Source organism: Pseudomonas sp. MRSN 12121, from assembly GCF_000931465.1.
GTDB lineage: Bacteria > Pseudomonadota > Gammaproteobacteria > Pseudomonadales > Pseudomonadaceae > Aquipseudomonas.
In genome coordinates, this window is sequence record NZ_CP010892.1 from 5,937,850 (window position 1) to 5,956,547 (window position 18,698).

18 protein-coding genes are annotated in these 18,698 nt (G+C 64.4%); 3 read left to right on the forward strand and 15 right to left on the reverse strand.

Annotated features, from left to right (window positions below):
* Positions 1-220: 220 nt before the first annotated feature.
* On the forward strand, positions 221-1,543 hold the full coding sequence (locus tag TO66_RS27000) for a sigma-54 dependent transcriptional regulator (protein ID WP_044465138.1): 1,323 nt from the start codon (positions 221-223) through the stop codon (positions 1,541-1,543).
* On the opposite strand, the gene thiO is transcribed toward TO66_RS27000, so the two are convergent.
* From thiO to TO66_RS27035, 7 genes are read right to left on the reverse strand one after another with little or no spacing between them, the layout of a single operon-like run.
* Positions 1,540-2,640, reverse strand: a complete 1,101-nt coding sequence (gene thiO / locus TO66_RS27005; protein ID WP_044465139.1) for a glycine oxidase ThiO — start codon at positions 2,638-2,640, stop codon at positions 1,540-1,542. The two genes, TO66_RS27000 and thiO, sit on opposite strands and share 4 nt — an antisense overlap.
* 51 nt (positions 2,641-2,691) lie before the next feature.
* The gene (locus TO66_RS27010) at positions 2,692-3,093 is read right to left on the reverse strand and encodes a type IV pilin protein (protein ID WP_044465140.1); all 402 of its coding nucleotides are present in this window, start codon (positions 3,091-3,093) and stop codon (positions 2,692-2,694) included.
* A 13-nt stretch (positions 3,094-3,106) separates the two neighbouring features.
* Positions 3,107-6,184 (reverse strand): pilus assembly protein, encoded by a 3,078-nt coding sequence (locus tag TO66_RS27015; RefSeq protein ID WP_044465141.1) that lies wholly within the window; start codon positions 6,182-6,184, stop codon positions 3,107-3,109.
* On the reverse strand, positions 6,171-6,662 hold the full coding sequence (locus TO66_RS27020; protein WP_177330421.1) for a PilX N-terminal domain-containing pilus assembly protein: 492 nt from the start codon (positions 6,660-6,662) through the stop codon (positions 6,171-6,173). Before TO66_RS27020 ends, TO66_RS27015 begins: the two co-directional genes overlap by 14 nt.
* Complete coding sequence (locus TO66_RS27025; protein WP_044465143.1) at positions 6,659-7,369, reverse strand: PilW family protein; 711 nt, start codon at positions 7,367-7,369, stop codon at positions 6,659-6,661. Before TO66_RS27025 ends, TO66_RS27020 begins: the two co-directional genes overlap by 4 nt.
* Complete coding sequence (gene pilV, locus TO66_RS27030) at positions 7,366-7,809, reverse strand: type IV pilus modification protein PilV (protein WP_044465144.1); 444 nt, start codon at positions 7,807-7,809, stop codon at positions 7,366-7,368. Before pilV ends, TO66_RS27025 begins: the two co-directional genes overlap by 4 nt.
* Positions 7,806-8,276 (reverse strand): GspH/FimT family pseudopilin, encoded by a 471-nt coding sequence (locus TO66_RS27035; protein ID WP_044465145.1) that lies wholly within the window; start codon positions 8,274-8,276, stop codon positions 7,806-7,808. The genes pilV and TO66_RS27035 overlap by 4 nt, the downstream gene beginning before the upstream one ends.
* 133 nt (positions 8,277-8,409) lie before the next feature.
* Between TO66_RS27035 and TO66_RS27040 the strand changes: the two genes are divergently transcribed.
* A complete protein-coding gene (locus TO66_RS27040; protein ID WP_044465146.1) occupies positions 8,410-8,928 on the forward strand; it encodes a GspH/FimT family protein in 519 nt (172 codons plus the stop codon).
* A gap of 6 nt (positions 8,929-8,934) precedes the next feature.
* On the opposite strand, the gene ispH is transcribed toward TO66_RS27040, so the two are convergent.
* From ispH to murJ, 6 genes are all read right to left on the reverse strand, one after another.
* Positions 8,935-9,882, reverse strand: a complete 948-nt coding sequence (gene ispH, locus TO66_RS27045; protein WP_044465147.1) for a 4-hydroxy-3-methylbut-2-enyl diphosphate reductase — start codon at positions 9,880-9,882, stop codon at positions 8,935-8,937.
* A 123-nt stretch (positions 9,883-10,005) separates the two neighbouring features.
* Positions 10,006-10,458, reverse strand: coding sequence for an FKBP-type peptidyl-prolyl cis-trans isomerase (gene fkpB, locus TO66_RS27050; protein WP_044465148.1), 453 nt, complete (start codon positions 10,456-10,458; stop codon positions 10,006-10,008).
* On the reverse strand, positions 10,451-10,963 hold the full coding sequence (lspA, locus tag TO66_RS27055) for a signal peptidase II (RefSeq protein ID WP_044465149.1): 513 nt from the start codon (positions 10,961-10,963) through the stop codon (positions 10,451-10,453). The genes fkpB and lspA overlap by 8 nt, the downstream gene beginning before the upstream one ends.
* A complete protein-coding gene (ileS, locus tag TO66_RS27060; protein ID WP_044465150.1) occupies positions 10,956-13,787 on the reverse strand; it encodes an isoleucine--tRNA ligase in 2,832 nt (943 codons plus the stop codon). The genes lspA and ileS overlap by 8 nt, the downstream gene beginning before the upstream one ends.
* Positions 13,788-13,800: 13 nt before the next feature.
* A complete protein-coding gene (gene ribF, locus TO66_RS27065; RefSeq protein WP_044465151.1) occupies positions 13,801-14,745 on the reverse strand; it encodes a bifunctional riboflavin kinase/FAD synthetase in 945 nt (314 codons plus the stop codon).
* Positions 14,746-14,874: 129 nt separating this feature from the next.
* The gene (gene murJ / locus TO66_RS27070; RefSeq protein ID WP_044465152.1) at positions 14,875-16,413 is read right to left on the reverse strand and encodes a murein biosynthesis integral membrane protein MurJ; all 1,539 of its coding nucleotides are present in this window, start codon (positions 16,411-16,413) and stop codon (positions 14,875-14,877) included.
* Positions 16,414-16,665: 252 nt separating this feature from the next.
* Between murJ and rpsT the strand changes: the two genes are divergently transcribed.
* Positions 16,666-16,944, forward strand: a complete 279-nt coding sequence (gene rpsT / locus TO66_RS27075; RefSeq protein ID WP_009050949.1) for a 30S ribosomal protein S20 — start codon at positions 16,666-16,668, stop codon at positions 16,942-16,944.
* A gap of 137 nt (positions 16,945-17,081) precedes the next feature.
* On the opposite strand, the gene TO66_RS27080 is transcribed toward rpsT, so the two are convergent.
* Both TO66_RS27080 and proB read right to left on the reverse strand, forming a co-directional pair.
* Positions 17,082-17,546, reverse strand: a complete 465-nt coding sequence (locus TO66_RS27080) for a CreA family protein (RefSeq protein WP_044465153.1) — start codon at positions 17,544-17,546, stop codon at positions 17,082-17,084.
* A gap of 10 nt (positions 17,547-17,556) precedes the next feature.
* The gene (gene proB, locus TO66_RS27085; protein ID WP_044465154.1) at positions 17,557-18,675 is read right to left on the reverse strand and encodes a glutamate 5-kinase; all 1,119 of its coding nucleotides are present in this window, start codon (positions 18,673-18,675) and stop codon (positions 17,557-17,559) included.
* Positions 18,676-18,698 lie beyond the last annotated feature (23 nt).

The window sequence follows — 18,698 nt, forward strand, 5'->3', positions numbered from 1 at the left end:
GCTACAAAAAAGCCCTGCCCCAGCCTTCTCCCCCTGTTCGCCCGGTAGCCCTCGGAAACCGGGTGCTTGCTCTTGCGCGCCTGGCCCATCCCGCCCGGAAACCCTGCCTCGGCCAATCCTGGACAGGGCGAAGCCGCACCCGCCTGCCTAGACTTGAGGACACGCCAGGATGGCGGGTGTTCTCGCAGCTCTTTCGCTCACGGATGAAGCAGGAAGCGGCATGGGTCCACGACAGAAAGTCCTGATCGTCGATGACGACCCAGGCACCCGCGAATATCTGGAAATCAGCCTCGGCCGGATGCGGCGCCATACCCGTAGCGTCTGCACCCTGGGCGAAGCCCGGCGCTGCCTGGAGCGTGAAGGTTTCGACCTGTGCCTGAGCGACCTGCACCTGCCCGACGGTACGGGGCTGGAACTGCTGGAACACATCCGGCACCAGCAATTGCCCACATCGCTGGCGATCCTCAGCGCCTGTGCACTCCAGGAAACCGCTGCCCAGGCCCTACAGGCCGGCGCCATCGACGTTCTGAGCAAACCCGTGCCCCTGGCCCGCTTGCACAAACTGCTGAACGACATCCGGCCCGAGGCGATCTCCTTCGCTAGCCGTACGCTGCTTGGCGACTCGGCGCCGATGCAGGCGCTGCGTGGCCAGATCGGCAAGCTGGCCGGCAGCCGGGCCGCGATCTACATCAGCGGCGAATCCGGAAGTGGCAAAGAGCTGGTCGCCCGCGCGCTCCATGACCAGGGCGCACGGGCCAGCCGGGCCTTCGTGGCGGTCAACTGCGGGGCCATTCCGGCGGAACTGATGGAAAGCGAGTTCTTCGGCCATCGCAAAGGCAGCTTCAGTGGCGCCGTCGAAGACCACCCCGGCCTGTTCCAGGCAGCGCACGGCGGCACGCTGTTTCTCGACGAGGTAGCCGACCTGCCATTGGCGATGCAGGTCAAACTGCTGCGCGCACTGCAACAGAAGGCGGTGCGCCGCGTCGGCGGGCACCAGGAGGTCCAGGTCGATGTGCGCATTCTCTGCGCCACCCACAAGCCGCTGCTGGCAGAAGTGCAGGCCGGGCGCTTTCGCCAGGACCTCTATTACCGCCTGAACGTGATCGAGCTGCCTGTCCCGCCTTTGCGGGAGCGCCGGGACGATATCGAACCGCTGGCCAGCGCCATCCTCGAACGCCTGGCACGCGACAATGGCCAGCCACCGGCACGGCTCCAGGCTGGAGCGCTGCTGGCTCTCCAGGGGCATGACTTTCCCGGCAATGTGCGCGAACTGGAAAACCTGCTCGAACGGGCACACACCCTGTGCGACAACCGGCTGATCGAACGCCACGACCTGCGCCTCGCATCCAATAGCGCATACCCGGCCATCGCGCCCGGGCCGGGGAACGTCATCGATCTTGAAGCACACCTGCAAGCGATCGAGCGCCGCATGCTCCTCCAGGCCCTGGAGCAGACCCGCTGGAACCGCACGGCGGCGGCCCGGCGTCTGAGCCTGTCGTTGCGTTCGATGCGCTATCGGCTGAAGAAACTGGGGCTGGACTAAATCCGCCCCTCAGGCGCGTATGGCGCCGGGTCGATGATCGGCTCCCGGCCCAGCAGCAGATCGGCGAACAGCTGGCAGGAGGCCGGCGCCAGGACCAGGCCGTTGCGGTAATGCCCGCAGTTCAGCCACAGCCCCGCCAGCCCCGGCACCGGGCCGATATAGGGAATGCCCTCGGGCGAGCCCGGGCGCAACCCCGCCCAGTGCCCCACCACCTCGGCCCCGGCCAGTGCCGGGATCAGTTCGACGGCCGAGGCCTTGAGGCTTTCCAGGGCCGAGGCGGTGGGCGTCTTGTCGAAACCTTCATGCTCCAGGGTGCTGCCGATCAGGATATGGCCGTCGCGCCGCGGAATCGCGTAGCGTCCCTTGGCCAGGACCATGCACGGCAGGAAGTCCGAGGCACACTTATAGAGAATCATCTGGCCTTTGACCGGCTCCACCGGCAACGCTAGGCCCAGGCTCTGCAACAGTTCGCCACTCCAGGCGCCCGCCGCCAGCACCACCTGGTCGCCATGGATTTCACCCTGGGAGGTCCGCACACCGAGGACCCGCCCAGCGTCGCGGATAAACCCGCTGACTTCGCATTGCTCGTGAATCGTCACCGCCGGCAGGGCCGACAGTGCTGCCTTCAGTGATTTGACCAGACGCGGATTGCGTACATTGGCGACGTCGGCCATGTAGATCGCCCGCGAGAAGCCGCTACCCAACACCGGCACCGCATCATGGGCCGCCGAGATGTCCACCGCGCTCAACGGCCGCTGCTCCTGTCGGGCCCAGGCCAGCGCTTCGCCTTCGTCGTCCAGGTCCAGCCAGTACAGGCCGGTGGTGTGCACTTCGGGATCGACCCCGGTGCTCGCGAACAGCTGTTCGGCCAGCTGTGGATAAAAATCCTGCGACCAGTGCGCCAGCGCCGTGACCGCCGGGCTGTAGCGCCAGGGATACAACGGCGAAACGATGCCGCCGCCGGCCCAGGAAGATTCCTGGCCGACATTCGAGCGCTCGAGCAGCACCACCCGCTGCCCAGCGGACGCCAGATTGAACGCCGTCAGCAGGCCGATCACGCCACCGCCGACAATCACCACTTGCTGTTGCATTGCCATAGTCCAGTCCGGAAAAAAAAATACCGGCACCGCCGGCACCCGAGAGATCGCTCAGCGTCCCCAGCAATCCTTGCTCGTCACGCCGTCGGCCAGATTGTTGTTAGCCATGGCGCCGGTGTGGGCGAGAGTGAATTCGCCGCACTTGTCGCCGGCCATCATGCCGTCGGTTTTCGGCGTCGCCGTCAGGGTAAAGCTCTGGTCGGCCAGGGTCGCGGTGATGCTGTAGTCATCGTTGCCGGCGCTCAGGCCCGGGGCATTGCTGTAGACCCCGGCCTTGGAGTGGAAACGCTCGAGGCTCTGCGCCTGCTCGGACAAAAGGCCGGCAATCTGCGTGCGATGGGTCTTCTTCACGTACTCGGTGATGCTGGGAAGGCTCAAGGTGACGACGAGCCCGATGATCGCAATCACGATCATGATTTCGATCAGGGTAAAACCTCGGTTGGATCTGCGCATGCCTCACTCTCACTTACTGTATTTGTCGCCACATGATGCGGCGGCTGCCACCACCCGGCCTCTCGACCAGCGTGGCGATGCCGCCGCCGGAATTGCTGACGATCTTGCGCGTGGCGCGATTGAGCACAGCGCTCAATGCCGGAATGCCGCCGGTGAAGATGACACCGCTGGAAGGCGTGTCCAGGCCGTCGACCACTTCGTCGCCGTTGGTGTCGAGTACCGCGTCGGCGAGCATCTTACCGCTGAATGCGTCCAGCTCGACCAATTTGCCGCTGGCGGCGCTGGAACAGGGATCGTCGGCCTCGACCGCGGCGGTGCCGAAGACAATACGGCCGGCCACCAGGGTGGCCTGCTCGAGGATCCGTTCGCCGCGCATCGCCAGCCCGTTGTTCAACGGCAGGTACCAGCCCTTCTGGTCCGGGTAGCTGACCTGCGCCTGGGTGCTGGTGAAATAGGAACCCGCGCTGCCGGCGAACGCCCCGGTAAGCGCCTGGGCCTGCAAGTGCTCGACGGTGAAACGGCCCGCCCCTCCCGGCGCGTCCCAGACCGCGTAGAACCCCTGGGCATCCCGGCTGCGCTTGTCGCCAAGCTCGTTGAGCTTGCCGGTGCCGAACAGCACCAGCTTGCCGCCCTCGGGATGATCCACCAGCAACGGCTGTGCGCTGATCGGTTGGGTTGCGCCGCCGAGGGCGCTGAACAACGGCGCACCGCCAAAGGCCGGCTGCCAGCTATCGGGGGCGCCGCTCAGGTCGAATTTCCACATTCGCCCCTGGAGATCGCCGCCATAGGCCGCCTGCACCACGTTCTGGCTGTCCACCCGCAACGTCACCGAAGACAAGCCATTGTCCCGCCCTTCGACCTGGATTTTCCTGATCAGCGAGCCGTCGCGAATATCCACGACATACAAGGCCCCCCGCCCCGAGCGGCTGCCATAGCCATTGCCGATGAAGGCCGCCCAGCGCCCGTCGGCCAAGCGTGCCACTTGCGGGCGAGCATAGGCATAACCCAGGTCATTGAAGGGATCGGCCGCATCGGCCAAGGCTGGCGCCGAAACCTCCCACAGCGCCTGGGGCGCATTGCCAGCCTGGCCATACAACTGCACCGCATAAAATGCCTTGCCCCCGGCTCCGGCGCCCGCCAGCGCCAGGGTGGCCCACTCGGCACCGAGCTGGGCATCGACCACCGCCACCGGCCCATCGGCCAGGAACCGGTGGCGCTGGCCGTTGCCGTAGGTCGGATCGGCGATGTGCCGCAACAGCGGCAATGCGCTGGAGGGCATGTACGCGTAACGCCGCTGACCATTGGCCGCATCGATGACCGACAACAGGCCGTCATTGGCATTGACCACCAGGCTTGCCCGCAGGCCCTGGGTCTTGCTCGCCAGATAGCTGCTGTAGCCGCTGTCGCCCTGCCGGTCGGCGGCATCCCGCGCGGCCGGCGCGGCCATCGCCAGCGGCGAGTTGACAATGTCCCCGAGCAGCCGGGTACGCCGCCTGAGCCCCGCGCGGTCGGCTCCCTGGCTCCACGCCAGCAGATCGGCCGCGCTGATGCCCGGTGCCAGGTCCTGGCCGAGAGCGGCCTGCTGTGCGATAGACAGCTGGTCATGACGCAAGGCGACGACGCTGCGGGTGGCGCTGTTCCAGGTCTGGAACACCCCCGTCGGCGCCCCGGGCACCAGGGTCGAGTCGGTGCTCCAGAGCGGCGTGGCGGTATCGACCGTACCGGCGGGGCTGATGCCATAGGCGCTGATGCTGCCGTGCCAATCAGCGGGGTCATAAGAGGCCTGGAAATAACTCGAACCACTGGCCAGCCCGGCAGCCCCGGCCGGAACTGCGCCGGCCTGGGCGGCGGACGCCGAAACCTCGTCCAGGGCCGAGGCCAGCGCCGCGTCGAGGCTGGTCCTGTCCGTCGCCGGGTAGAACCTGCCTTCTCCATAGCGCGCCGCATCCACCAGCATGGGGTAACGCGCGTCGAGGCCGATGGTGTAGGTGTTCAGGTGCTGCCGGGCGAAACCCGCAGCGTCCCAGCTTTTCCCGGCGATATCCACGCCCGCGACGCGCATGTCGATATCCACCGCCAGCTTGGCGATGTCGTCCAGGTACAGGCTGCTGCCCTCCTCGTTCGCCCCGGGATTGCTGCCGTCATTGGGCACTCCGTCCCAATCGGGCAGGCGGCCGGCACTCTGCGGGTCACTGAGTGGAAAGCTGTGGTCGTAGCTGGGCAGGCCATCGGTGAGCACCAGGCCGTAATTGCGCTGGCAGCGGTACTGGATCGGGCTCGCGTAGGTGGCCGGCGCGCTGTTGTAGTAAGGCGCCAGCCCCCGGAAATAACGGCTGATCTCGTAGTAGGTCTCCGCCAGCGGCGCTTCGGCCGATGCCTGGAGCCCGCCGATGGCCGACTGCAAGGCCTGGTAATGGGCGTCGGCCTGAGCCTGGCTGACCTGATCGCCGACCGGTGCCAGGTCGCTGATAACCCGCACGATGCGCCCCCCAGGCGCCACATCGCTGCCCCTCGGCGTGTTGAAGCTCGCCAGGCCGATGCGCAGCGCACGATGCTCGGCCACCAACCTGCTGGCGGCCTCGCGGACCAGGGCCATGCGCTCCTGCGCGGGAATCGAGCCATCGGTGAAATCCCGGTCCTGGCCTGCGGCCTGGGCAATCAGGTAGGCCAGGTAGGCGGCCGGATAGCGGGTCCTGCCGTTCCCGACCGGATCCGGCAGCTTGAGGCAAAGCGGCCGGGCATTGTCGCGGAAAAAGCCGACCCGGCCAGCCGCACAATTCGCCTGGCCCAAGGCCGACAGGGCGATGGGCTGCGCGCCCAGGCTGGCACCGGCCAGGCATTCGCCGGCCTGCATCCGGCACGGCCTGACTGGCGCGTACTGCTGCCCGGGGTCGAAACCCGGGGCATAGACAATGCTGTTCATGCTCTGCGAATCGTCGAGCAGCAGCATCACATTCGGTGCCACCGCCGCCGCATTCGCCAGCGGCGCCTGGGCCGGGGTAAAGGCCTGGGCCGCACTATCCGGCCAGAACAGCGGCAAAAGGCCCAGCAGCCACCCGCCGAGTCGCCGCCCGATTTCAGTACTTGGCATAGATGCTCTCCAGCACGCTGCGCGATGGCCCCGCCAACCCCACGGCGGTCACCCGGTACAGGGTGGCGGACGTGTTGCTGGGGACATTGACCGCCCCCAGCGCCGTGCCGAGATTCTGCACGCCGTAAAAGCCGTTGCCGGTGGCGATCCAGGTCACTCCCGAATGGCTGTTGTGGCCGGCGGCGGCAAGCACTGCGACTTCGCCAGGCGGGGCGCATTGCCCACCGCTACAGGCCGGCAGGAGGTAACTGTCCTGCTGCACCGCACTCTCGCCGATGCGCAGGGCCGCCTCCGCCGCCTGGAACGACTGATTGCGCAGCCACAGGCCACCCGACATCTTTTCCTGCAAGGTGGCGTTCTGCATCGACGAGATGCCGATCAGCGTCAGCAGCAACAGGAATACCAGGCTCATCAGCAACGCCATGCCACGCTGCGCGCCAGGCTCCTTCCGCGACGAAAGCATCGACGACTCGTTCATGGCAGGCGATTGCGCAAGGCAGCCACCACATGGAATGTCTGCGGCCGCACCCGCGCCTGGGGATCGCTCAGGGTCAGGCTCAAGCGCACGCTGCGGATACGCGCCGGATCGCCGGGATCGAGGCTGTAGCTGGAGGCCGCGATGTCCGTGGCGCTTCGGGCCACGCCGAACGACACCTCGAAAGCACTGACATGATTCACCAGCACCGCCTGGCCAGGGCCGGTGCCGGTTCCCATCAGCAACTGATCGTCCTTCAGGCTGTACACCAGGCGCCGCACCGCGAACGCCTGCTGTCCAGAAGCCGCCTGGCGCGCGCCGGTGTAAGCGGTGGCGCTGTTGCGGCAATCGCTCAGCACAGTCCAGGTCGGGGCACCACCGCTGTCGCCGATATCGGCCGTGACCAGGGTCAGGCGACGATGGGCGTTGTCCCAGCGGATGGGGGCCTGCCTGTGCCCGGCGAAGTCGCCGGCACTGCTGGCATCGGCAATACTCTGCAAGCAGCCGAACATGCCGACCATGCGGATTTCCTGGATCATCTTGCTCAGCACGAAACGCGCATCCTCTTGCAGGCCGGCCGAAGCGCTCTGGCTGAGATAGGTGTCCTTGGCCGAGATGAAAATCTGCGTCACCCCCAGGGCCACGATCAGGCTCAACGCCAGCGCCACCAGCATTTCGATCAGGCCGAAGCCTTTGGCGTCCTGCCTCATGGCGCGCTTCCCGGGTCCACCGCCACCCGGCTGCTCAGGACAAAGCTGCGCGGGTTCCCGACAGCCTGTTCGGCGCGCGAGTCGTCCCAGGTAATACGGACAGTGAACACGCCCTGCCTGAGGCTGATCTGCCCCTCGGCCGTCGGCCCGCCAAAACTCTCGATATTGCGCTTGAAGTCATAGAGGTCCTGGTCCCGCACCACACTGAAATTGCCCGTGGCGGGCGCCGCCACGCTGTAGTCCGCGGCACTGTTGGCGCGGATGCGATCGAGCATGTCATAGGCAATGAAGCTGGCCTGGCTGCTCATCAGCGCGCTGTCGGTGTGGCGCAGGGCACTGAGCTGCACCGCCGCCGCGCCGAGCAGGCCCACCCCCAGGATCAACACCGCTACCAGCACCTCGATCAGCGTCATGCCCGCCTGCGCCCGCCTGCCCGTCATTTGCACTCCCCACCCACCGCTATCCGTCCGTTCAGGCACAGGGTTATCGTTCGACGCTGCTCGCCCAGCACGTAGGTCATGACCGGCGGCACCGCCGCCGATACGCCACCCAGCGCATTGAAAACAATGCTGTCGAATCCAGAGGTTAGCGTCAGACGGGCGCCACGACTGACCGCGGGAACAACCCGCAATACATTCGTCGCCGGCCCTTCGCTTTGATAAATCTCCAGCCCCCGGCTCCAGTCCGCGTCCACCGCTTCCGGGCGCAGGTGAACCGGCAAGCCTCGCTCGATCGCCTCCAGGCGTGCGTAATTCAGGCTGCGCAGCAATTCGCTGAGGTCACTGTCGGCTTTGGCACGCTGGGCCATCTGGCTGAATGCCGGCACCACCAGGGTCAACAGGATTGCCGAAACTGCCAGGGCGATCAGCAGCTCGAGCAGCGTGAAACCTTTTGTGCAATAACCCATGTCGCCCCCTTGAGCCATCAGCCGCTATAACTGGCCCTGGCACTTCGAACCTTCATAGACCGAAGGTTCGCGGTTTTGCTCAATGGCCGGACAAGGATTGTCCCAGCCGGCGGTACATCCAGGAGGGAGAAGCATGTTGCAGAAGGGATTCGGCCTGATCGAAAGCATCGTCGGCCTGGCGCTGGCCAGCCTGCTGATGCTGTTCACCACGACCTCGTTCGGGGAGTTGGTCCAGTCGACACGGCGGCTGGACACCGCACAGATATTGGCCAGCGGTATTCGCAATGCGCGCACCGAGGCCATCCTGCGCCAGCAGCGAACGGTGATCCATGGGTTGGACGACGATTGGAGCCAGGGCTGGCGGGTCATCCTGGATATCAGTGGCCAGGGCGCGCAGGACGACGCCAACCCGGTATTGCTTGAACACCGGACCGGCGCCCGGGTAGCGATCGTCGGCAATCGCCCGGTGCAGCATTTCGTGCGGTTCAGTGGGCTGGGGGAGCCGTTGCTGCCCAGTGGGGCGTTCCAGGCCGGGACGCTGCATATCTGCGCGGCCGGGCCGGGAACCAGCGAGCATCAGGTGGTGCTGTCCCGCAGTGGCCGTGTCAGCCTGCGCAGCGACAAGGCCGCACAGGCGTTGTGCGAGGGTTGAGGCGGATCAGAGCAGCGAACGGACGCGCAACTCTTTGGGCATGGAGAACGTGATGTTCTCTTCGCGGCCGGCCAGTTCGTCGGCCCCTGTGGCGCCCCAGGCATGCAGTTGCTCGATCACGCCGCGCACCAGTACTTCGGGCGCCGAAGCCCCGGCGGTGATGCCGATGCGCTCGACGCCATCGAACCAGCTGCGTTGCATGTCCTCGGCACCGTCGATCAGGTAGGCCGGGGTGGCCATGCGCTCGGCCAGTTCGCGCAGGCGGTTGGAGTTGGAGCTGTTCGGGCTGCCCACCACCAACACCACATCGCACTCGTCGGCCAGTTGCTTGACCGCGTCCTGGCGGTTTTGCGTGGCGTAGCAGATGTCGTCCTTGCGCGGCCCGCCAATGGCCGGGAAACGCTGGCGCAGGGCATCGATGACACGACTGGTGTCGTCCATCGACAAGGTGGTCTGAGTCACGAACGCGAGCTTGTCAGGGTTGCGCACCTGCAGGTTGGCGACGTCTTTCTCGTCTTCCACCAGGTAGATCGCACCGCCGTTGCTGGCGTCGTATTGGCCCATGGTGCCTTCGACTTCCGGGTGTCCGGCGTGGCCGATCAGGATGCATTCGCGACCGTCGCGGCTGTAGCGCGCCACCTCGATATGCACCTTGGTCACCAGCGGGCAGGTCGCGTCGAAGACTTTCAGGCCACGGCCTGCCGCTTCGCTGCGCACGGCCTGGGATACGCCGTGGGCGCTGAAGATCACGATGACGTCGTCCGGCACCTGGTCCAGCTCCTCGACGAAGATCGCGCCGCGAGCGCGCAGGTCTTCGACGACGAATTTGTTGTGCACCACTTCATGGCGCACATAGATCGGCGGCCCGAAGACCTCCAGGGCGCGATTGACGATTTCGATCGCGCGGTCCACGCCAGCGCAGAAGCCACGGGGGTTGGCGAGTTTGATTTGCATGCTGTGCCTCGTGTCTTGCGGGCAAGGAATAATCATGGCAACCGCTTCGCGGTTGATCGCGAGCAAGGCCCACTCCTACGGAAAACTGCGATCCCTGTAGGAGCGAGCTTGCTCGCGATGCCTTTAAAGCGCCTTAACGTCGATGATCTCGACATCAAAGGTCAAGGTTTTACCGGCCAACGGATGGTTGAAGTCAACCGTCACCTGGGCGTCGTCAAAGGCTTTGACCACGCCTGGCAACTCGGTATTGGCCGCATCGTTGAAGATCACCAGCAAACCCTCGGATAGCTCCATGTCCTGGAACTGCGAGCGCGGGATGACCTGCACGTTCTGCGGGTTCGGCTGGCCGAAGGCATTTTCCGGCTCGATGGTCAGATTGCGCTTGTCGCCAGCCTTGAAACCGAACAGGGCCGCTTCGAAACCTGGCAACAGGTTGCCATCGCCGACCTTGAAGGTCGCCGGGGCCTTGTCGAAGGTGCTGTCCACCGTGTCGCCATTCTCCAGGCGCAATGCGAAATGCAAAGTGACTTCCGTGTTCTGGCCGATGCGTTGCCCAGCCAATACCTGTTCAGTCATGAACGGCTTCTCCGGTTTTCTTGCTCTTGAACATGTCCAGCGCAAGCATCACCGCACCCACGCTGATGGCGCTGTCGGCGAAGTTGAACGCCGGGAAATACCAGCGGTTCTGCCAATGCACCAGAATGAAATCGATCACATGGCCCAGGGCGATGCGGTCGTACAGGTTGCCCAGCGCGCCCCCCAGCACCAGCGCCAGGGCGACTGCCAGCCAGGTGTCGTCGCGCCCCAGGCGCTTGAGCCAGACCACCAGCACCGCGCTGACCACTATCGCGATCAGGGCGAACAGCCAGCGCTGCCAGCCCGAGCTGTCCGCCAGGAAGCTGAACGCCGCACCGGTGTTGTAGGCCAGGGTCCAGCTGAAGTAGTCCGGGATCACCACGATCTGCTGGTACATCGTCAGCGAGCTTTCGAAGTGCAGCTTGCTGGCTTGGTCGATGACCAGGACCAGCACACTCAGCCACAGCCAGCTCAGGCGGCCGAAACGGCCCGCAGCCTTAGGCATAGTGACGAACCTCGCCCGCGCCGCTGATGTTGTCGACGCAGCGACCGCAGATTTCCGGATGCTCGGGGTTCACGCCGACGTCTTCACGGCAGTGCCAGCAACGGGCGCACTTGGCGAAGCTCGACTTGACCACTTTCAGCTTGAGGCCGGCGACTTCGGTTTCCACCGCGTCCGCCGGGGCCTGCACGAACGGCGCGACGCTGGCGGTGGAGGTGATCAGCACGAAACGCAACTCGTTGCTCAGCTTGGCCAGGTCGGCAGACAGCGAGTCTTCGGCGTACAGGGTCACTTCGGCCTGCAGGTTGCCGCCCACGGCTTTCGCCGCGCGCTGGTTCTCCAGTTCCTTGTTGACCGCGACCTTGACCGCCATGATCCGATCCCAGTAGGCACGGTCCAGCTCGAAGCCTTCCGGCAGTTCGCTGAGGCCTTCGTACCAGGTGTTGAGCATCACCGATTCGTTGCGCTCGCCCGGCAGGTACTGCCACAGCTCGTCGGCGGTGAAGGCGAGGATCGGCGCAATCCAGCGCACCAGCGCTTCGCTGATGTGGAACAGCGCGGTCTGGCACGAACGGCGGGCCTTGCTGTCGGCGCCGGTGGTGTACTGGCGGTCCTTGATGATGTCCAGGTAGAAGCCGCCCAGCTCCTGCACGCAGAAGTTGTGCACCTTGGAGTAGACGTTCCAGAAGCGGTACTCGCCGTAGTGCAGCTCCAGCTCGCGTTGCAGCAGCAGGGTACGGTCCACGGCCCAACGGTCCAGCGCGAGCATTTCCTCGGCCGGCAGGATATCGGTGGCCGGATTGAAGCCGCTCAGGTTGGAAAGCAGGAACCGCGCGGTGTTGCGGATACGCCGGTAGGCGTCGGCGCTGCGCTGCAGGATCTGGTCGGATACGGCCATCTCGCCCGAGTAGTCGGTAGCCGAGACCCACAGGCGCATGATGTCGGCGCCCAGGGTGTCGTTGACCTTCTGCGGCGCGATCACGTTGCCCAGGGACTTGGACATCTTGCGGCCGTTCTCGTCGACGGTGAAACCGTGGGTCAGCAGCTCGCGGTACGGCGCGTTGCCATCGATCGCGCAACCGGTCAGCAGCGACGAGTGGAACCAGCCGCGGTGCTGGTCGGAACCTTCCAGGTACAGGTCGGCACGCGGACCGCTGGCGTGGCCCATCGGGTGCGAACCGCGCAGGACGTGCCAGTGCGTGGTACCGGAGTCGAACCAGACGTCCAGGGTGTCGCTGATCTTGTCGTAGTGCGGGGCCTCGTCGCCGAGCAGTTCGGCGGCGTCCATCTTGAACCAGGCTTCGATGCCTTCCAGCTCGACGCGCTTGGCCACTTCTTCCATCAGCTCAACGGTGCGTGGGTGCAGTTCGCCGCTTTCCTTGTGCAGGAAGAACGGGATCGGCACGCCCCAGTTGCGCTGGCGGGAGATGCACCAGTCCGGACGGTTGGCGATCATCGAATGCAGGCGCGCCTGGCCCCAGGCCGGGACGAACTGAGTCTCTTCGATGGCCTGCAACGCACGCTGGCGCAGGGTGTTGCCGCTGGTCGGCTGCTTGTCCATACCGACGAACCACTGCGCGGTGGCGCGGTAGATCAGCGGGGTCTTGTGACGCCAGCAGTGCATGTAGCTGTGGCTGATGGTTTCGGTGTGCAGCAGCGCGCCGACTTCGGTCAGCTTGTCGACGATGGCCGGGTTGGCCTTCCAGATGAACTGGCCGCCGAAGAACTCCAGCGAAGAGGCGTACACGCCGTTGCTCTGCACCGGGTTGAGGATGTCGTCGTTGGCCATGCCGTACCGCTTGCAGGTCACGAAGTCGTCTTCACCGTAGGCCGGCGAGGAGTGCACCACGCCGGTACCGGCGCCCAGCTCGACGTAGTCGGCCAGGTACACCGGCGACAGGCGATCATAGAACGGGTGGCGGAAGTTGATCAGTTCCAGCGCCGAACCCGGCGCCGTGGCGATCACCGAGCCTTCGAGGCTGTAGCGGGCCAGGCACGATTCCACCAGCTCTTCGGCCAGGACCAGCAGCTTGTCGCCAGCATCGACCAGGGCGTAGTTGAACTCGGGGTGAACGTTCAGCGCCTGGTTGGCCGGGATGGTCCAAGGCGTGGTGGTCCAGATCACGATCGAAGCGGGCTTGCCCAGCTTGGCCAGGCCGAAGGCGGCGGCCAGCTTGTCTTCGTCGGCGATCGGGAAAGCCACGTCGATGGTCGAGGATTTCTTGTCCTGGTACTCGACTTCCGCCTCGGCCAGGGCCGAGCCGCAGTCGAAACACCAGTTCACCGGCTTGAGGCCCTTGAACACGAAACCGCCCTTGACCATTTCCGCCAACGCACGGATTTCGCCGGCTTCGTTGGCGAAGTTCATGGTCTTGTAGGGGTTGGCCCAATCGCCCAGCACGCCCAGGCGGATGAACTCGGCCTTCTGGCCTTCGATCTGCTCGGAAGCGTAGGCGCGGCACAGCTCACGGGTCTTGTCCGAGGACAGGTTCTTGCCGTGGGTGACTTCGACCTTGTGCTCGATCGGCAGGCCGTGGCAGTCCCAGCCCGGAACGTAAGGCGCGTCGAAGCCCGCCAGGGTCTTCGAGCGGATGATCATGTCCTTGAGAATCTTGTTGACCGCATGACCGATGTGAATCGAGCCGTTGGCGTAGGGCGGACCGTCGTGCAGAACGAACTTCGGACGATCCTTGCCAATTTCGCGCAACTTACCGTACAGGCCAATGCTGTCCCAGCGCTGCAGAATCTGCGGTTCGCGCTGAGGCAGGCCGGCCTTCATTGGGAAGGCGGTGTCCGGAAGGTTTAGCGTGGCTTTATAGTCGGTCATTTAAGGCTCTTCATTAGCGATTGGCGCTAGGGGTACGTGCCAGTTCGGCACGGGCGGCGGCGATATCCGCGTTGATCGCCGTCTTCAGCGCCTCCAGAGAGGCGAAACGCTGCTCTTCACGCAGCTTTTGGTGGAAAACCACCGTCAAACGCCGGTCATACAGATCGCCGGCAAAATCTAAAAGATGAACTTCCAGGTGGGCCTTGCCATCACCCGCGACCGTCGGCCGCACGCCGATGTTGGCGACGCCCGGCCAGGTCTTGCCGTCGATATCGACATTCACCAGGTACACCCCGGACAACGGCACACGACGGCGCTTGAGCTGCACGTTGGCGGTCGGCGTACCCAACTGGCGCGCCAGCTTCTGTCCGTGCAGCACCCGCCCGGCAATGCGGAACGGGCGACCGAGCAGGCGCTCGGCCAGGACGAAATCGGCGGCCGCCAGCGCGTTGCGGACCTGGGTACTGCTGACGCGCAGGCCATCCAGTTCGACGGTCTGCGCGGCTTCCACGGTAAAGCCGTGAATGGCCCCGGCCTTTTGCAGGAAATCGAAGTCGCCGACCCGGTCGCAGCCGAAACGAAAATCGTCGCCGACCTCCAGGTGCTGCACCCCCAGGCCGTCGACCAGGATCGTCTCGACGAACTCAGTGGCACTGAGCCTGCTCAAGCGCTGGTTGAACGCCAGGCACAGGACCCGGTCGACGCCGGCTTCGGCCAGCAGCTGCAACTTGTCGCGCAAACGTGCCAGACGCGCCGGGGCGGTCTCCGGAGCGAAGAATTCGCGCGGCTGCGGCTCGAAAATCACCACGCAGCTGGGCACGCCCAACTCAAGCGCACGCTCGCGCAGCCGGCCCAGGATAGCCTGGTGACCACGGTGAACACCGTCGAAGTTGCCAATAGTGGCGACACAGCCCCGATGCTGGGGGCGCAGGTTGTGGAGGCCTCGGACCAGCTGCATAACGCGCTTCTTGCTCATAAAGTGGCCGATTATAACCACACCCGACGGCCGGTGACAGGCAACAGCACGCGCCAAAGTGCTCGAACCGACAAAACCACCGTCCGCCCGGTACTCAAGTACCCCGGCACCTCAGTGCAACGCCTTGCGATTGAAGTCGCGCAGTCGGAAACCGAGGATCAGCAACATGCCGAAATAAGCCACCACCCCTGCCACGACCAACGCGCCCAGGCGCAGGAAACGCTCGAACATGTGCCCCTGGTCCCAGGCCGGCATGAATTGCATCAGCCCCACCAGCACCGCGGACATCACACTCACCGCGACGATCAGCTTGATGGCGAACTTGCCCCAGCCCGGCTGCGGCAGGAACATCTGCTGCTTGCGCAGTTGATAGAACAGCAGGCCGGCGTTGATGCAGGCACCAGCGCTGATCGCCAGCGCCAGGCCCGCATGCTTGAACGGGCCGATGAACGCCAGGTTCAACAATTGCGTGACGACCAGGGTGAAGATCGCGATTTTCACCGGTGTGCGGATGTTCTGCTGGGCATAGAAGCCCGGTGCCAGGACCTTGATCACAATGATCGCCAACAGCCCCACCGAGTAGGCGACCAACGCGCGCTGCGTCATCACGGCGTCGAAGGCGCTGAACTGGCCGTACTGGAACAGCGAGACGGTCAGCGGCTCGGCCAGGATCCCCAGCGCCAGCGCGCAAGGCAGCACCAGCATAAAGCACAGGCGCAGGCCCCAATCGAGGATCCGCGAATACTCATGCCGGTCCTTGTTGGCGTAGGTCTTGGCCAGCGTCGGCAACAGGATCGTCCCCAGCGCCACGCCCAGCACGCCGGAAGGCAGCTCCATCAGCCGGTCGGCGTAATACATCCAGGACACCGAGCCGGCCACCAGGAACGAGGCGAAAATGGTGTTGATGATCAACGAGATCTGGCTGACCGACACCCCGAGGATGGCCGGCAGCATCTGTTTCAGCACCCGCCAGACCCCGGTATCGCGCAGGTTCAGGCGCGGCAGCACGAGCATGCCGATCTTTTTCAGGTGCGGCAGTTGATACAACAGCTGCGCCAGGCCGCCGGCCAGTACCGCCCATCCCAGGGCCATGACCGGCGGATCGAAATAGGGCGTCAGGAAGAGGGCAAAGACGATCATCGCGACGTTCAGCAGCGTCGGCACGAACGCCGGGACCGAGAAACGGTTCCAGGTATTGAGAATCGCCCCCGCCAGCGACGACAACGAGATCAGCAATATATAAGGAAAGGTCACGCGCAGCAGGTCGGTGGTCAGCGTGAATTTTTCCGGGGTGTCGACGAACCCCGGCGCCGTTGCCCAGATCACCCAGGGCGCGGCGACGATCCCCAGCGCCGTCACCAGCGCCAGCACCAGCGTCAGCAGCCCGGACACATAGGCGATGAAGGTGCGGGTCGCCTCTTCGCCCTGCTGATTCTTGTATTCCGCCAGGATCGGCACGAACGCCTGGGAAAAGGCCCCCTCGGCAAAAATGCGCCGCAGCAGGTTGGGCAATTTGAAGGCGATGAAGAAGGCGTCCGTCGCCATTCCGGCACCGAACGTGCGCGCGACGATGGTATCGCGAACAAACCCCAGAACCCGGGAAAGCATGGTGATAGAGCTGACAGCGGCCAACGACTTGAGCAGGTTCATGAAAAGGTTTTTGCCTATGGATAAACAGCAGGCGAACAATGCGCCCACTTGTGCGATACTCCGCGCCGCAACAGCACAGAGCCAAAGCTCGCGAGTTTACAGGTCATGCGCCGGAAATAAATATCCTGCCTCTTCCGATCCAACCACTCAGCGGAACGCATCAGCTGCCCTTGACAAGCCTTCAACTCATCGGCATGATTCGCGGCCTATTTTGTTTGCTATTTCCCAAAAAGTCTTTCGAGGAGCTCGACGGTGGCCAACTCACCTTCCGCCAAAAAACGTGCAAAACAGGCTGAGAAGCGTCGCAGCCACAACGCCAGCCTGCGTTCCATGGTTCGTACCTACATCAAGAATGTAGTCAAGGCCATCGACGCAAAAGACGCCGAAAAAGCGCAAGCCGCTTACGTTCTGGCCGTGCCAGTAATCGACCGTATGGCCGATAAAGGCATCATCCACAAGAACAAAGCTGCTCGCCATAAAGGCCGCCTGAATGGCCATATCAAGGCTCTGAAGCTCGCTGCTGCAGCCTAAGCGACACGCTTGTTGAAAAACCGACCCCAGGGTCGGTTTTTTATTGCCTGCGTTTTATTGCCCGGCGAGGTGAGCAACGGACCATCACGCAAGCTCGCTCCTTAATGCAACCCGGAGCGAGCCCGCAACGAAGGTGATTACGGCGTTTGCGCCCAAGGCAGGATTGGAATGGCCGTGACCGCATTCTGCGGACTGCCCTCGATCAAGCGATCGCTGTAGACCAGGTACACCAGGGTGTTGCGCTTCTTGTCGAGGAAACGCACCACCTGCATGGTCTTGAACACCAGCGACGTACGCTCCTTGAACACCTCGTCGCCATCCTTGAGCTCGCCCTTGAAGCGGATCGGCCCCACCTGACGACAGGCAATGGAGGCCTCGGCGCGATCCTCCGCCAACCCCAGGCCACCTTTCACACCACCGGTCTTGGCACGAGACAGGTAGCAGGTCACCCCTTCCACCTTCGGATCATCGAACGCTTCGACCACGATGCGATCGTTGGGCCCGACAAACTTGAACACCGTCGACACCTGGCCGATTTCCTCGGCGGAAGCGAACAACGGCATCGCCAACAATAACCCCAACAATCCTTTTGCTACGCGCATTGGCTTTTCCTTAGACCAGAATCAGGTTGTCACGGTGAACCAGCTCGGGCTCAGCCATGTACCCCAACAGACCGACAATCGCATCAGAAGGCTGACCGATGATTTTCTGCGCTTCCAGGGCGCTGTAGTTGGCCAACCCACGGGCAATTTCGCGTCCGTCCGGCGCCACGCACACCACCATTTCGCCACGACGGAAACTCCCCTGGACCAGCTTGACCCCTACCGGCAGCAGGCTCTTGTTGCCCTGGGACAAAGCCGACACCGCGCCATCGTCCAGCACCAGCGTGCCGCGCGTCTGCAGATGCCCCGCCAGCCACTGCTTGCGCGCCGCCAGCATGCCGCGCTCGGGCGACAGCAGGGTCCCCAGGCGCTCGCCCGCCTTCAAGCGATCCAGCACCCGCTCCAGGCGCCCGCCGACAATGATGGTGTGCGCCCCGGAACGGGCAGCCAGGCGCGCCGCGCGCAGCTTGGTCTGCATGCCGCCACGCCCCAGCGCGCCACCGGTGCCACCGGCAACCGCATCCAGCGCCGGATCGTCGGCACGCGCCTCATAGATCAGCTGAGCATCGGGATTGTTGCGTGGATCCGCATCGAACATGCCATCGCGATCGGTAAGAATCACCAGCAGATCGGCCTCGACCAGGTTGGCCACCAAGGCTGCCAGGGTGTCGTTGTCGCCGAAACGGATCTCGTCGGTCACCACGGTGTCGTTCTCATTGATCACCGGAATCACCTTGAGCTCGACCAGAGCCCGCAAGGTGCTGCGGGCGTTCAGATAACGCTTGCGATCGGACAAGTCATCATGAGTCAGCAGAATCTGCGCCGTATGCAGGCCGTGCTCGGCAAAGCTCGACTCCCAGGCCTGCACCAGCCCCATCTGGCCGATCGCCGCAGCCGCCTGCAACTCATGCATCGCACTCGGTCGTGCGGTCCAGCCCAGGCGACTCATACCGGCCGCTACCGCACCGGAGGAAACCAACACCAGCTCGACGCCAGCCTCGTGCAAGGCCACCATCTGCTCGACCCAGACACCCATTGCCGCGCGATCCAGCCCCTTGCCGTCCGCCGTCAGCAGTGCGCTGCCGATCTTCACGACCCAGCGCTGCGCACCCGTCACCTTACTCCGCATCTTCTTCAACCTTGGCTTGAGAG

What these genes read in the sequence shown, in the direction of transcription:
- TO66_RS27000 (WP_044465138.1), top strand. Translation starts at nt 221, where the DNA reads ATGGGTCCACGACAGAAAGTCCTGATCGTCGATGACGACCCAGGCACC.
- thiO (WP_044465139.1), bottom strand. Translation starts at nt 2,640, where the DNA reads ATGGCAATGCAACAGCAAGTGGTGATTGTCGGCGGTGGCGTGATCGGC.
- TO66_RS27010 (WP_044465140.1), bottom strand. Translation starts at nt 3,093, where the DNA reads ATGCGCAGATCCAACCGAGGTTTTACCCTGATCGAAATCATGATCGTG.
- TO66_RS27015 (WP_044465141.1), bottom strand. Translation starts at nt 6,184, where the DNA reads ATGCCAAGTACTGAAATCGGGCGGCGACTCGGCGGGTGGCTGCTGGGC.
- TO66_RS27020 (WP_177330421.1), bottom strand. Translation starts at nt 6,662, where the DNA reads ATGAACGAGTCGTCGATGCTTTCGTCGCGGAAGGAGCCTGGCGCGCAG.
- TO66_RS27025 (WP_044465143.1), bottom strand. Translation starts at nt 7,369, where the DNA reads ATGAGGCAGGACGCCAAAGGCTTCGGCCTGATCGAAATGCTGGTGGCG.
- pilV (WP_044465144.1), bottom strand. Translation starts at nt 7,809, where the DNA reads ATGACGGGCAGGCGGGCGCAGGCGGGCATGACGCTGATCGAGGTGCTG.
- TO66_RS27035 (WP_044465145.1), bottom strand. Translation starts at nt 8,276, where the DNA reads ATGGGTTATTGCACAAAAGGTTTCACGCTGCTCGAGCTGCTGATCGCC.
- TO66_RS27040 (WP_044465146.1), top strand. Translation starts at nt 8,410, where the DNA reads ATGTTGCAGAAGGGATTCGGCCTGATCGAAAGCATCGTCGGCCTGGCG.
- ispH (WP_044465147.1), bottom strand. Translation starts at nt 9,882, where the DNA reads ATGCAAATCAAACTCGCCAACCCCCGTGGCTTCTGCGCTGGCGTGGAC.
- fkpB (WP_044465148.1), bottom strand. Translation starts at nt 10,458, where the DNA reads ATGACTGAACAGGTATTGGCTGGGCAACGCATCGGCCAGAACACGGAA.
- lspA (WP_044465149.1), bottom strand. Translation starts at nt 10,963, where the DNA reads ATGCCTAAGGCTGCGGGCCGTTTCGGCCGCCTGAGCTGGCTGTGGCTG.
- ileS (WP_044465150.1), bottom strand. Translation starts at nt 13,787, where the DNA reads ATGACCGACTATAAAGCCACGCTAAACCTTCCGGACACCGCCTTCCCA.
- ribF (WP_044465151.1), bottom strand. Translation starts at nt 14,745, where the DNA reads ATGCAGCTGGTCCGAGGCCTCCACAACCTGCGCCCCCAGCATCGGGGC.
- murJ (WP_044465152.1), bottom strand. Translation starts at nt 16,413, where the DNA reads ATGAACCTGCTCAAGTCGTTGGCCGCTGTCAGCTCTATCACCATGCTT.
- TO66_RS27080 (WP_044465153.1), bottom strand. Translation starts at nt 17,546, where the DNA reads ATGCGCGTAGCAAAAGGATTGTTGGGGTTATTGTTGGCGATGCCGTTG.
- proB (WP_044465154.1), bottom strand. Translation starts at nt 18,675, where the DNA reads ATGCGGAGTAAGGTGACGGGTGCGCAGCGCTGGGTCGTGAAGATCGGC.